Below are 12,871 nucleotides of genomic sequence, written 5' to 3'. Positions count from 1 at the left end.
TTCACCTGTCAATCTCACCGAACACCAGGTCGAGCGATCCGATGATCGCCACCGCGTCCGCCAGCATGTGCCGGCGCGACATCTCGTCGATCGCCTGCAGATGGGCAAATCCGGTGGGCCGGATCTTGCATCGATAGGGCCGGTTGCTGCCGTCCGCGACCAGATAGACCCCGAATTCGCCCTTGGGACTCTCGACCGCGGTATAGGTCGCCCCCGGCGGCACGTGGTACCCTTCGGTGAACAGCTTGAAATGATGGATCAGCGCCTCCATCGACCGCTTCATCTCGCGGCGCGGCGGCGGCGTGATCTTGTGATCCTGGATCTTGACCGGGCCAGGTTTCATCTGCGCCAGGCACTGCTCGACGATGCGCACGCTCTCGCGCATCTCGGCCACCCGGACCAGATAGCGGTCATAGCAATCGCCCTGACGCGTGACCGGGATGTTGAATTCGACCTTGTCGTAATTGTCATAAGGCTGTGCGCGGCGCAGGTCCCACGGCACGCCCGACGCCCGCAGGCACGGCCCGCTGAACCCCCAGGCCAGCGCCTGCTCGGTGGTGAACACGCCGATCCCCACCGTGCGCTGCTTCCAGATCCGGTTATTGGTCAGCAGCGATTCCAGATCGTCGATCCAGGCGGGGAATTGCCGCGCCCATTCGGCGATCCGTTCCTCCAGCCCGGCCGGCAGGTCGCGCGCGACGCCGCCGGGGCGGAAATAATTGGCGTGGAACCGCGCGCCCGACGCGGCCTCATAGAACTCGATCAGCTTCTCGCGTTCCTCGTACCCCCACAGGGCCGGGGTCAGCGCGCCGCAATCCAGTCCGAACGATGTCAGGTTCAGGATATGGTTCAGGATGCGCGTCAGCTCGGCGAACATCACCCGAATCCATTTCGCGCGGTCCGGGATCTCGATCCCCAGCAGCTTCTCGGTCGCCAGCGCGAAAGCCTGCTCCTCGCACATCGGCGAGACGTAATCCAGCCGGTCGAAATAAGGCAGCGCCTTGGGATAGGTCTTGTATTCGATCAGCTTCTCGGTGCCGCGATGCAGCAGCCCGATATGCGGTATCGCGCGGGCGACGACCTCGCCCTCCATCTCCAGCACCAGACGCAGCACGCCATGGGCCGACGGATGCTGCGGGCCGAAATTCAGCGCGTGCGAATCGATTTCCACCGTCCGCGCGCCCGGCGCCGGCACGTCGCCGCCCGGCTGCAGGCTTTCCGGAATATCCTCGTGAAGGACAATGTCGCTCATCGGTCGCCTCCCTTCACCCCGGTCATCGCGGCAGCTTCAGCCCCTGGCGGGTCTCGTGCGCCTTCTCGTCGCCCGGCAGGGTCAGGATGCCCTCCCATGGCGATTCGAAATCGAAATTGCGAAAATCCTGGGTCAGCTTCACCGGCTCATAGACCACCTGGCGCCGGTCCTCGTCGTACCGCATCTCGACATAGCCGGTCAGCGGGAAGTCCTTGCGCAGCGGATGCCCCTCGAATCCGTAATCGGTCAGGATTCGCCGCAGATCCGGCTGGCCCGAAAACAGCACGCCGAACAAATCGTAGCATTCGCGTTCCCACCAGGTCGCCGACGGCCATAAATGATGGACCGACGGCACGGGGCTGGTCTCGTCGGTGGTGACGACCACCCGGATCCGGTGGTTGTGCGAAACCGACAGCAGGTTGTAGACGACCTCGAATCGCTCCGTCCGCTCGGGGTAATCGACCCCGCACAGATCCATCATCTGCTCGCAGGCATAGCGCGGATCGTCGCGCAGCATCTCCATCAGCCCGATCAGCCGCGCGCGGCTGGTCCGCACCACCAGTTCGCCCCCTTCGATCGCGGCGGAATGGATGCCCGGCACCGCGGTGGACAGCGTAAAGGCCAGCGCCCCCAGACTGCCGCGCGCCAAGGCGGCGGACGCGGCGGCGGCCGTCAGGTCACGTCCGATGTCAGCCACGGAGAATCGTCCCTGTCCTGCGGATTTTCTTCTGCAGCTGCAGAATGCCGTAGATCAGCGCCTCGGCCGTCGGCGGGCAGCCGGGGACATAGACATCCACCGGCACGATTCGGTCGCAGCCGCGCACCACGGAATAGGAATAATGGTAATACCCGCCGCCATTGGCGCACGACCCCATCGAGATCACCCAGCGCGGCTCGGCCATCTGGTCATAGACGCGGCGCAGCGCCGGGGCCATCTTGTTGGTCAGCGTACCGGCCACGATCATCACGTCCGACTGGCGCGGCGAGCCCCGGGGAATGATCCCCATCCGGTCCAGATCATAGCGCGGCATGTAGGCATGGATCATTTCCACCGCGCAGCAGGCCAGGCCGAAGGACATCGGCCACAGGCTGCCGGTGCGGCCCCAATTCACCAGCTTGTCCAGATTGGCGACGACGAAGCCCTTCTCGGTGATCTCGCCGGTAATGCCCTTGATCACGGCATCCTGCTCCGGCCCCGGCGGCAGCATGTCCCGGTTCCAGGCGATGGCGTCCTGCGCCTCGCCCGTCGCGTTGGCGGTGCTCATGCCCCTCTCTCCCTTCCCTCGCTCAATCCCAATCCAGCGCGCCCTTGCACCATTCATAGACAAACCCGACCGTCAGGACGCCCAGGAAGCCCATCATCGACAGAAAGCCGAACAGGCCGATCCGCGACAGGCTGACCGCCCAGGGAAAAAGAAAGGCGACCTCGAGATCGAAAATAATGAACAGGATCGAAACAAGGTAAAACCGCACGTCGAAGCGCCGCCGCGCATCGTCGAACGCCTCGAACCCGCATTCATAGGCCGAAACCTTCTCGGCATAGGGCTTCTGGTGACCGAACAGCAGGGAACTTCCCAGCATCGCCCCGGCAATCACGACCGCGATCACACCGAAGATCAGAATCGGAAAGTAATCCGCAAGAACGGACTGCATGAGGCTCTCCCGCGCTGATGGCACGCCGCTGCGGCGGCTTGACGAAGTCGGCCCCGAAGCCAGGCTCCATCGCTCGGAAGGTTAGACCCAAGAATCCGAAGCGACCAGTGCGCCAGCCCCCGTCGGGTTGGGCACATTCCCGTGATGACGGAAATATCGCCCACGGACGCACGTTCAGCGCCTTTTACTTGCGCTCCGCACCAATATTAAATTCGATTTTCTGGTGAATATTTTCCGGCGAATATTGCGCGGTGGAACGCCACCCTGCGCATCGCCGTCCGATGATCCGACATCGTTGCCGTGGCGCGAGTGACGGGGCTCGAACCCGCGACCTCCGGCGTGACAGGCCGGCGCTCTAACCAACTGAGCTACACCCGCGAAGGCGTGAGGGGGTGTTTAATCCTCCCCCCGGGACCCGTCAACCGACCGGACGGATCTTTCGGTCGAATTTTCCGGACGTCCGCCCGGATCCCCTCGGGGACGGAATGGTGGGCGATGACGGGATCGAACCGCCGACCCTCTCGGTGTAAACGAGACGCTCTACCGCTGAGCTAATCGCCCCAAAAGCGAGGTCCAAAGCGAGGTATTATACCCGAAAGCGGAACCTGCCCCGGTTCCGCAGAAACGGGGACCAGGGCAGGCCCGAACGGCCGCCCCAGCCCCGCAAACCGTCAGAGCCCGATCAGCTCACGGCTTCCTTCAGGTTCTTGCCCGGCTTGAAGCGCACCGAGGTGGACGCCGGAATGTCGATTTCCTCGCCCGTGCGGGGATTGCGGCCCTTGGCTGCCTTGCGCGTCGCGGTCACGAACGTGCCGAAACCCACCAGCCGGACTTCCTGCTTCTTGGACAGGGCCTTCTCGATGGCGCCAAACACGGCATCGACCACTTCGCCCGCCTTCGCCTTCGGCAGATCGGCGTCGTCGGCCACCGCGGCGACGAGTTCCTGCTTGTTAAGTGGCTTCTCCATTTTACGCCTTTCTTCTACTGCGCGCGCGCCGGGACCGATGTGATCGCCTGCACCGCATTGCGCCGCACTATGCAGCCGTTTTTGTCCGCGTCAACCAACCAGCCCCCCGGCAATGGCGGAAAACTCCGCCAAACCGGGGGGCTGGTGCGTTTTTGACACATTTAATGCGGCAGAGATGGGGCGGCGATTCCCGCAGTCTGATTCGACGACGCCACCGGTTCGGCCTCCTCGGACCATTCGATGGGTTCTGGACGCGTCACCAGGGCCTGGCCGATCACCTCGTCGACATGGGCCACCGGCAGGATTCGCAGCCCCTTCTTCACCGTGTCGGGGATGTCCACCAGGTCCTTCTCGTTATCCTTGGGGATGAACACCGTGCGGATACCGGCCCGATGGGCGGCCAGCAGCTTCTCCTTCAGCCCGCCGATGGCCAGCACGCGGCCGCGCAGCGTGATCTCGCCGGTCATCGCCACGTCGCGCCGTACCGGAATGCCCGTCAGCACGCTGACCAGCGACGTGGCCATGGCGATACCGGCCGACGGCCCGTCCTTCGGCGTCGCCCCCTCGGGCACGTGGACATGCAGGTCACGCTTTTCGAACAAGGTCGGCTTGATGCCGAAATTCACCGCCCGGCTCCGGACATAGGACAGGGCCGCGGCCACGCTTTCCTGCATCACGTCGCCCAGCTTGCCGGTCTGCCGAATCGCGCCCTTGCCCGGCACCATCACGCTTTCGATGGTCAGGATCTCGCCGCCCACCTCGGTCCAGGCCAGGCCGGTCACCACGCCGACCATGTCCTCGGCCTCGGTCTCGCCATAGCGGAAGCGCTTCACGCCTGCATATTTTTCCAGGTTCTTGCGGGTGATCGCCACCTTCTTGGCCTTGCCCGTCACGATTTCCCGGACCGCCTTGCGCGCCAGGGTTGCAATCTCGCGCTCCAGGTTGCGCACCCCCGCCTCGCGGGTATAGCTGCGCACCAGCTCGCGCAATGCATCGTCGCTGACCGACCATTCATCGGGGCGCAGGCTGTGCGCCTCGCCCTGCTTGGCCAGCAGATGGCGCTTGGCGATCTCGACCTTTTCATCCTCGGTATAGCCGGACAGGCGGATCACCTCCATGCGGTCCAGCAGCGGCTGGGGCATGTTCAGGCTGTTGGCCGTGGTCACGAACATCACGTCCGACAGGTCGTAATCGACCTCCAGGTAATGATCCGCAAAGCTGCCGTTCTGCTCGGGGTCCAGCACCTCCAGCAGCGCCGAGGACGGATCCCCCCGCCAGTCGGCGCCCAGCTTGTCGATCTCATCCAGCAGGAAGAGCGGATTCGACGTCTTGGCCTTCTTCATCCCCTGGATGATCTTGCCGGGCATCGACCCGATATAGGTGCGGCGATGGCCGCGAATCTCGGCCTCGTCGCGCACGCCGCCCAGCGACATGCGCACATATTGCCGCCCCGTCGCCTTGGCGATCGACCGCGCCAGCGAGGTCTTGCCCACGCCCGGCGGCCCCACCAGGCACAGGATCGGCCCCTTGATCTTCTGCGCGCGGCTCTGCACCGCCAGATATTCCAGGATCCGCTCCTTGACCTTGTCCAGGCCGTAATGATCGGCATCCAGGACCGTCTCGGCCGCATCCATGTCGCGTCGGATCTTCGAACGCTTCTTCCACGGAATGCTCAGGATCCAGTCCAGATAGTTCCGCACCACCGTCGATTCGGCGGACATCGGACTCATGGTCCGCAGCTTCTTCAGCTCGGCCAGCGCCTTGTCGCGCGCCTCCTTGGGCAGGCGCGTCTTGGCGATGCGCTCCTCCAGCTCGGACGTCTCGTCCTTGCCTTCCTCGCCCTCGCCCAGTTCCTTCTGGATCGCCTTCAACTGCTCGTTCAGGTAGTATTCGCGCTGCGTCTTCTCCATCTGCCGCTTGACGCGGTTGCGGATGCGCTTCTCCACCTGCAGGACGCCGATCTCGGCCTCCATATGCGCGAAGACACGTTCCAGGCGCGCATTGACCCCCGGAATTTCCAGGATTTCCTGCTTCTCGGCGATCTTCAGGTTCAAATGGCTGGCGATCGTGTCGGCCAGCTTCGACAGATCCTCGATCTGGTTCAGCGAGACCAGGACCTCGGGCGCGATCTTCTTGTTCAGCTTGATATATTGCTCGAACTGCGACACCACCGTGCGGCCCAGCGCCTCGCCCTCGCTGCCGCTGGCGGCCTCTTCGGTCACCGGCGCGATCTCGGCCTCGAAATATCCCTCGACCTCGTGCAGCGCGGTGATGCGCGCCCGCCGGCTGCCCTCGACCAGCACCTTCACCGTGCCGTCGGGCAGCTTCAGCAACTGCAGAATCGTGGAAACCGTGCCGTAGCGATAGATGTCGTCGGCCGCCGGATCATCCTGCGACGCGTTCTTCTGCGCCACCAGCAGGATCTGCTTGTCGTGCTTGGTCACCGCTTCCAGCGCGCGCACCGATTTCTCGCGGCCGACGAACAGCGGCACGATCATGTGCGGAAACACCACGATGTCACGCAGCGGCAGCACCGCCATCATGTCGGGACCGCCTGAAACATTCTGCACATTATCGTTCGATTCGGCCGGAGCCGCGCCGGAAACGCGCTTTTCCGCGCCGGAAGGGCCGCGGTCTTGCCGCTCGGAATCGGACATGTCGTATGACCTCCTGAAGGACGATCCCGGGCGGGCACCCATACAAGGCCTGCGCCGCCCGGCGTGCTCGCAGCCGCGAACACTCGAACTATCATGTCGTCATTCAGGACCGCCGCGGCAAGGTCCCCGAATGACGGGGAAAAACGGCACGCCAGTCCCGGGCGGCACAAGGCCCGGCATGCCAGGAAAAAGGCCCGGGGCACGCCCGACAGGGCGCCCCCGGCCGGGTTTCAGGCGGATTGCTCGGCCGGCTTCTCCTTGCCGTAGACATAGACCGGACTGGTCTTGCTCTCGGCGACATCCTTGTTGATCACCACCTCGTCCACATTCTCCAGTCCCGGCAGGTCGAACATGGTGGACAGCAGGATGCTCTCCATGATCGCCCGCAGGCCGCGCGCGCCGGTGCGCCGCGCGATCGCCCGCTGCGCCACCTGCTTCAGCGCATCCTCGGTAAAGGTCAGCTTCACCCCCTCCATCTGGAACAGGCGCGCATATTGCTTCACCAGCGCGTTCTTGGGCTTGGTCAGGATCTCGATCAGCGCCGCCTCGTCCAGGTCCTCCAGCGTCGCGACCACCGGCAGACGGCCGATGAATTCGGGGATCAGGCCGAATTTCAGCAGGTCCTCGGGCTCGACGTCACGCAGGATCGCCCCCGTGCGCCGCTCGTCGGGCGACTGCACGTCGGCCCCGAACCCGATGCCCGACCCCTTGCCGCGCGCGCTGATGATCTTGTCCAGCCCGGCAAAGGCGCCGCCGCAGATGAACAGCATGTTGGTGGTGTCCACCTGCAGGAATTCCTGCTGCGGATGCTTGCGCCCGCCCTGCGGCGGAACCGAGGCCACCGTGCCTTCCATGATCTTCAGCAGGGCCTGCTGCACACCCTCGCCGCTGACGTCGCGGGTGATCGACGGATTGTCCGACTTGCGCGAGATCTTGTCGATCTCGTCGATATAGACGATGCCGCGCTGCGCCCGCTCGACGTTGTAGTCGGCGGCCTGCAGCAGCTTCAGGATGATGTTCTCGACATCCTCGCCGACATAGCCCGCCTCGGTCAGCGTGGTCGCGTCCGCCATCGTGAACGGCACGTCCAGGATGCGCGCCAGCGTCTGCGCCAGCAGCGTCTTGCCCGACCCGGTCGGCCCGACCAGCAGGATGTTCGACTTCGCGATCTCGACGTCGTTGTTCTTCTGGCTGTGGGCCAGGCGCTTGTAATGGTTGTGGACCGCGACCGACAGCACCTTCTTGGCATGGAACTGGCCGATCACGTAATCGTCCAGGACCTTGCAGATCTCCTTGGGCGTCGGCACGCCGTCGCGCGACTTCACCAGATGCGTCTTGTGCTCCTCGCGGATGATATCCATGCACAGCTCGACGCACTCGTCGCAGATGAAGACAGTCGGACCAGCGATCAGCTTCCGGACCTCATGCTGCGACTTGCCGCAGAACGAGCAATATAGCGTGTTCTTCGAATCGCTGGACTTGTTGTTCATAACCGCTCCTACGCCCGGGCAGCCGAAACGCCGTGGCGTCCGGACCGGGACCGAAAATCCTGACTCGGGTCAGGGTTTCCTTCAACCCTGCCCAAGCCGACGGACGCCGCAAAGCAAAAAATCGCGCCCACCCTCCTCAACTCTTGGCTGGCGCCGGTGCCGCGTGGTTGCGCACCACCTCGTCCACGATGCCGAACGCCAGCGCCTCCTCGGCCGACATGTAGCTGTCGCGCTCCAGCTTGCGTTCGATCTCTTCCAGCGACTGGCCGGTATGCTGCTCGTAGATTTCGTTCAGGCGCTGGCGAATCGTCAGGATCTCGCGCGCCTGGATCTCGATGTCGCTGGCCTGTCCCTGCGCGCCGCCCGACGGCTGGTGCACCATGACACGCGCATTCGGCAGGGCGAAACGCCGCCCTTTCTCGCCGCCGGCCAGCAGCAGCGACCCCATCGATGCCGCCTGGCCGATGCACACCGTGCTGACCGGGCTGCGGATATATTGCATCGTGTCATAGATCGCCAGGCCGGCCGACACCACGCCGCCGGGGCTGTTGATGTAGAACGAGATTTCCTTGGTCGGGTTCACGCTCTCCAGATAGAGAAGCTGCGCCGACACCAGCGAGGCAACCTGGTCATAGACCGGCCCGGTCAGGAAGATGATCCGTTCCTGCAACAGGCGGGAATAGATGTCGAAGGCCCGCTCCCCGCGCGAGGTCTGCTCGACCACCATGGGCACTAGGGCGTTGCTGAAGATCTCCACGGGATCCCGATCCCTCATAGTCTCATTCCCGTTCCTGAAAACGCGAAGACCCGACACATCGTCCCGCGGGCACGCGCGCCGGGGCACGCGCGCCGGCCGGAACCGACGGCCGGGTCATTCCCCGGTTATGCTGATCAAGATAGAGATAAACCGCGCGGATACCACCCCACCCCCGTCATTTCACGGCGATTAGAGCCCACGCCGATGCACCGCCGGCCCTGCGCCGGGCCGATCCGCGCGCCAAAACAACGGCCTGCGCGGCCCCGCCGCAACCCGGGCGCCCAGGATCCCGCGGAACAACGCCAAGCCCCCGGCGCAGCAAACCGCACCGGGGGCTTGGCCCCAGGATCGAGACCCGGGATCGAGAACCCAGAATCGGGGAATCGCAGAATCGACCGGCTTACAGGTCGGCGGGCGGGATCTCGGCCAGTTCCTCGGGGGTGACGTCCTTTTCCTCGACCTTGGCCAGCTCGATCACGTAATCGACAACCTTGTTCTCGAAGATCGGGCCGCGCAGGCTCTCCGTCGCCTGCGGATTCTTGCGGAAGAACTCGAACACCGCCTGCTCCTGGCCGGGATAGCGCATGGCCTCGGCACGGATGGCCTGCATCATCTCGTCCTGGGTGACCGTGATCGCGTTCAGCCGGCCGATCTCGGCCAGCAGCAGGCCCAGCTTCACCCGGCGCTCGGCGATCTTGCGGTAATCGGACCGCAGGGTCTCCTCGTCCTTCTCCTTGTCTTCCTCATCCAGCTCGCCGGCCTTGCGATCCGCCTCGACCCGCTGCCAGATCTGGGCGAACTCGGCCTCGACCATGCCCTGCGGCGCCTCGAAGTCGGTCTTCCCGGCCAGGGCGTCCAGCAGGTCGCGCTTGATGCGCAGGCGCGACAGTTGCGCGTATTCCTGCTCGACCTGCCTGGTGATGGCCTCGCGGACCTGCTCCAGCCCCTCGAAGCCGATCTTCTTGGCCATCTCGTCGTCGATCGCGACATCCACCGGGCGCTTCAGACCTTTCGCCTTGATGTCGAAGGTCGCGTCCTTGCCCGCCAGCTCGGCCGCCGAATAATCGGCGGGGAACGTCACGGCGATGGTCTTTTCCTCACCCGGCGTCATGCCTTCGATCTGCTCGGCGAAACCGGGAATGAAGCCCGCGCCGCCGATCTCGACATTCACGTCCTCGGCGGTACCGCCCTCGAACGCCTCGCCATCGACCTTGCCGACGAAATCCACGACCACGACGTCGCCCTGGGCGGCCGGACGCACTTCGTCGATCGTCTCGAAGCTGCGCTGGCGGCCGGCAATGTCCTTCAGCGCCTTGTCGATCGTCTCGGCGTCCGGAGTGGCCTTCAGGCGCGTCAGCGCCAAATCCGACAGGTCCGGCTGCGCGATCTCGGGCAGCAGTTCCATCTCGACCTTGAATTCCAGGTCGGCGGCCCCCGGCTCGGCGCCCGACACCAGGTCGACGCGCGGCTGCATCGCCGGGCGCAGGCCACGCTCCTCCAGCAGCGCGCGCGTGGCGTCGCCGACCGCCTGCTCCAGCACCTCACCCTGCACGGCGGTGCCATAGCGCTGCTTGACGATGCTCAGCGGCACCTTGCCCGGGCGGAAGCCCGGCAGGTTCATGGACTGCCCCAGTTCCTTCAGGCGGGCGGCCCGCTTGCTCTCCAGTTCACCGGCGGGCACCGTGACGGTGAAGCCGCGCTTCAGGCCTTCGGAAAGCGTTTCAGTAACCTGCATCTGCCAGGCCATCCTCTCGGTCAGAACTTTCAAAGAACGCGCCTGGCCGCTCGGGCCGGCGGCGTCCGCACGCAAAACGCGATTGACCGGGCTGGTACGGGCGGAGGGACTTGAACCCCCACGACTTGCGCCACCAGAACCTAAATCTGGCGTGTCTGCCAATTCCACCACGCCCGCTACGGCGCCCGGGCCTCAAGCGGGCGGCTTTAGCGCACGATGCCCGATCCGGCAAGCCGACAATGGCGCGATTCCGCGCCCCGCCCCGTTCGTCAGCCCGCCGTTCCGCCCAACATGCAGGCCCGCGCCCGCGCCGCGCCCAGATGGCGGTCGAACTGTTCGGCCACCGGCCAGTCCCCGGCACGCATCCCCGCCTCGCCATGGATCCATACCCCGGCACAGGCCGCCTCCCATGGCGCCATCCCGGCGGCCAGCAGCGCCGCGATCACCCCGGTCAGCGTGTCGCCCGACCCGGCCGTCGCCAGCGCCGCCGTCGCATGCGCGTTGATCGCCGCCCGCCCGTCGGGCGCCGCGATCACCGTGTCGGGCCCTTTCAGCACCACCACCGCGCCGCATCGCGCGGCGGCGGCCCGCGCGGCCGCCAGCCGGTCATCCCCCGGCGCGCCGAACACGCGGGCGAATTCCCCCGCATGCGGGGTGATCACCGCCGCCCCGCGCAGCCGCTCGGGCCGGCCGGCCGCCAGCAGAAACGCCCCCGCATCGGCCAGGACGGTCCGCCCGGCCCGCAACAGGCGCGGCAACACCTCGCCGACCTCCGGCTCGGTCAGGCCGGGTCCGCAGATCCACACGCGGCGGCGCCCGTCCTGCAACAGCGCGTCCAGCGTCCCGTCATCGACCACCAGCCCCGGCTCGCCCATCCGGTACAGCGCCGCCGCCTCGCCCGCCGCCAGCCGCACCAGCCCGGCCCCCGCCGCCCGCGCCGCCGCGGCGGCCAGCCGCGCCGCCCCGGGCATCGTCCCGCCGCCGCAGATGCTGACGACGCCGCGCGCATATTTATGGCTGTCCATCTCCGCGTCCGGCACCCGCCACAGGCCGGGCGCGTTGCGCCAGGTCCGGACCGAAACCGCCGCCAGCGCGGCCGCGGGCATGCCGATATCCGCCACCTCCAGCCGCCCCGCCATCGCACGCCCCGGCAGCAGCAGATGCCCCGGCTTGGCCCGCACGAAGGTCACGGTCATTTCGGCGCGCGGGGCATAGCCCCGCACCGCGCCGGTCGCGCCATCGATGCCGCTGGGCACGTCCACCGCCACCACCCGCCGCGCCGCCGCCAGCACCGCCGCCGCCTCGGGGTCGACATCGCGGCTCAGCCCCGCGCCGAACACCGCGTCGATCACCAGTTCGGCCCGTGCCGCCTCGGCCGCCGCGAAGGGCACGCGCGGCCCCGTCCATTGCGCCGCGGCCCGGTCGGCATCTCCGCCCGGCCGCGGCGGGGCCAGGGCCGCCACCGCCACCGGCCAGCCCGCCTGCGCCAGCCGGCGCGCGGCGACATAGCCGTCCCCGCCATTATTGCCCGGACCGCACAGCACCAACACCCGGCACGGAGCCACATGGCGGCGCACCGCCCGTGCCACCGCCCGCCCGGCATTTTCCATCAGGTCGTAGACCGGCACCGTGCGGCTGCCTTCCCGGTCGATCCGCCCCATCTGCTCGGGATCAGGCAGGATCAGGTCCGCGATCAGAGACATGTGCACCGTTCCATCGGACACTCCCCAGCCCGCCTCCTCCCCAGATCCAGCCTTGAACCCCGCCCTGGACCCAACCATGGGGAACCCGCGAGCAACGGCCTTGCGCCGCGTTGCGGAATTGGCGATCACACATAGCATCGCCGCGTCCGCCCCGTCACGCGGGCCGCCCTCCATTTGCCAGCGGAGCAGATATGACCTCCTCCATCCTCTGGAGCCTCGTGCTCGCGATCCATATCCTGGGCATGACCGCCTGGGTCGGCGGCATGGTCCATGCCGTATTCGTCCTGCGGCCCAGCCTGGGCCTGCTGGACGCGACCCAGCGCGCCTCGGTCCATCTGCAGACCCTGACCCGCTTCTTCCGCATGGTATGGCACCTCATGCCGACGGTGCTGGTCTCCGGCTGGCTGCTGGTCCTGCACGAGGGCGGATTCGCCGCCGTCCCGTGGCAGGTCAACGCCATGCAACTGCTGGGCCTGGCGATGGCGGCCCTGTTCGCCCGCATCTATTTCGGCCCGTTCCAGAAGGCCCGCCGCGCCATCCGGCCGCAACCGGCCATCTTCGACAGCATCCGCGCGCTGGTGCTGGCCAATACCGGGCTCGGCGTGCTCACCATCCTCGCCGCCGCCATGGCGCGCGGCCTCTGACCGGACCCGACCC

At 66.4% G+C, this 12,871-nt stretch carries 11 protein-coding genes and 3 tRNA genes; 1 reads left to right on the top strand and 13 read right to left on the bottom strand.

What is annotated here, in order from left to right:
- Position 1 precedes the first annotated feature (1 nt).
- The 13 genes from QN315_RS18615 to QN315_RS18555 form a co-directional block, all read right to left on the bottom strand.
- Positions 2–1,252, bottom strand: coding sequence for an NADH-quinone oxidoreductase subunit D (locus QN315_RS18615; protein WP_323990857.1), 1,251 nt, complete (start codon positions 1,250–1,252; stop codon positions 2–4).
- A gap of 22 nt (positions 1,253–1,274) precedes the next feature.
- Positions 1,275–1,940 (bottom strand): NADH-quinone oxidoreductase subunit C, encoded by a 666-nt coding sequence (locus QN315_RS18610; protein WP_323993647.1) that lies wholly within the window; start codon positions 1,938–1,940, stop codon positions 1,275–1,277.
- A gap of 1 nt (position 1,941) precedes the next feature.
- Positions 1,942–2,517, bottom strand: a complete 576-nt coding sequence (locus tag QN315_RS18605; RefSeq protein WP_176639215.1) for an NADH-quinone oxidoreductase subunit B family protein — start codon at positions 2,515–2,517, stop codon at positions 1,942–1,944.
- A gap of 22 nt (positions 2,518–2,539) precedes the next feature.
- On the bottom strand, positions 2,540–2,905 hold the full coding sequence (locus QN315_RS18600; RefSeq protein ID WP_176639216.1) for an NADH-quinone oxidoreductase subunit A: 366 nt from the start codon (positions 2,903–2,905) through the stop codon (positions 2,540–2,542).
- 301 nt (positions 2,906–3,206) lie between these two features.
- Positions 3,207–3,283, bottom strand: a tRNA-Asp gene (locus tag QN315_RS18595).
- A gap of 108 nt (positions 3,284–3,391) precedes the next feature.
- Positions 3,392–3,466 (bottom strand) — tRNA-Val (locus QN315_RS18590).
- Between the two features lie 121 nt (positions 3,467–3,587).
- The gene (locus QN315_RS18585) at positions 3,588–3,872 is read right to left on the bottom strand and encodes an HU family DNA-binding protein (protein WP_176639217.1); all 285 of its coding nucleotides are present in this window, start codon (positions 3,870–3,872) and stop codon (positions 3,588–3,590) included.
- Positions 3,873–4,033: 161 nt separating this feature from the next.
- Positions 4,034–6,415 (bottom strand): endopeptidase La, encoded by a 2,382-nt coding sequence (gene lon / locus QN315_RS18580; protein WP_246285391.1) that lies wholly within the window; start codon positions 6,413–6,415, stop codon positions 4,034–4,036.
- A 344-nt stretch (positions 6,416–6,759) separates the two neighbouring features.
- The gene (clpX, locus tag QN315_RS18575; protein WP_176639219.1) at positions 6,760–8,019 is read right to left on the bottom strand and encodes an ATP-dependent Clp protease ATP-binding subunit ClpX; all 1,260 of its coding nucleotides are present in this window, start codon (positions 8,017–8,019) and stop codon (positions 6,760–6,762) included.
- A 136-nt stretch (positions 8,020–8,155) separates the two neighbouring features.
- Positions 8,156–8,794 carry an ATP-dependent Clp endopeptidase proteolytic subunit ClpP gene (clpP, locus tag QN315_RS18570; RefSeq protein ID WP_176639220.1) on the bottom strand — a complete coding sequence of 213 codons (639 nt, stop codon included), beginning with the start codon at positions 8,792–8,794 and terminating at the stop codon, positions 8,156–8,158.
- Positions 8,795–9,176: 382 nt separating this feature from the next.
- Positions 9,177–10,511, bottom strand: coding sequence for a trigger factor (tig, locus tag QN315_RS18565; RefSeq protein WP_323990856.1), 1,335 nt, complete (start codon positions 10,509–10,511; stop codon positions 9,177–9,179).
- Between the two features lie 92 nt (positions 10,512–10,603).
- Positions 10,604–10,688 (bottom strand) — tRNA-Leu (locus QN315_RS18560).
- Between the two features lie 92 nt (positions 10,689–10,780).
- Complete coding sequence (locus tag QN315_RS18555) at positions 10,781–12,214, bottom strand: NAD(P)H-hydrate dehydratase (protein WP_323990855.1); 1,434 nt, start codon at positions 12,212–12,214, stop codon at positions 10,781–10,783.
- Between the two features lie 191 nt (positions 12,215–12,405).
- On the opposite strand from QN315_RS18555, the gene QN315_RS18550 reads away from it, so the two are divergent.
- Positions 12,406–12,858, top strand: a complete 453-nt coding sequence (locus tag QN315_RS18550; protein WP_176640383.1) for a CopD family protein — start codon at positions 12,406–12,408, stop codon at positions 12,856–12,858.
- The last annotated feature ends 13 nt before the right edge of the window (positions 12,859–12,871 follow it).

Source organism: Nguyenibacter sp. L1 (genome assembly GCF_035199985.1).
GTDB classification, from domain to species: Bacteria; Pseudomonadota; Alphaproteobacteria; order Acetobacterales; family Acetobacteraceae; genus Gluconacetobacter; species Gluconacetobacter vanlangensis.
This window is presented reverse-complemented; position numbering and strand designations above follow the sequence as displayed.

Excerpts from the sequence above, each read along its gene's own strand:
- clpX (WP_176639219.1), bottom strand. The coding sequence starts at position 8,019 with ATGAACAACAAGTCCAGCGATTCGAAGAACACGCTATATTGCTCGTTC.
- QN315_RS18585 (WP_176639217.1), bottom strand. The coding sequence starts at position 3,872 with ATGGAGAAGCCACTTAACAAGCAGGAACTCGTCGCCGCGGTGGCCGAC.
- tig (WP_323990856.1), bottom strand. The coding sequence starts at position 10,511 with ATGCAGGTTACTGAAACGCTTTCCGAAGGCCTGAAGCGCGGCTTCACC.
- QN315_RS18605 (WP_176639215.1), bottom strand. The coding sequence starts at position 2,517 with ATGAGCACCGCCAACGCGACGGGCGAGGCGCAGGACGCCATCGCCTGG.
- QN315_RS18550 (WP_176640383.1), top strand. The coding sequence starts at position 12,406 with ATGACCTCCTCCATCCTCTGGAGCCTCGTGCTCGCGATCCATATCCTG.
- QN315_RS18600 (WP_176639216.1), bottom strand. The coding sequence starts at position 2,905 with ATGCAGTCCGTTCTTGCGGATTACTTTCCGATTCTGATCTTCGGTGTG.
- QN315_RS18555 (WP_323990855.1), bottom strand. The coding sequence starts at position 12,214 with ATGTCTCTGATCGCGGACCTGATCCTGCCTGATCCCGAGCAGATGGGG.
- QN315_RS18615 (WP_323990857.1), bottom strand. The coding sequence starts at position 1,252 with ATGAGCGACATTGTCCTTCACGAGGATATTCCGGAAAGCCTGCAGCCG.
- lon (WP_246285391.1), bottom strand. The coding sequence starts at position 6,415 with ATGATGGCGGTGCTGCCGCTGCGTGACATCGTGGTGTTTCCGCACATG.
- clpP (WP_176639220.1), bottom strand. The coding sequence starts at position 8,794 with ATGAGGGATCGGGATCCCGTGGAGATCTTCAGCAACGCCCTAGTGCCC.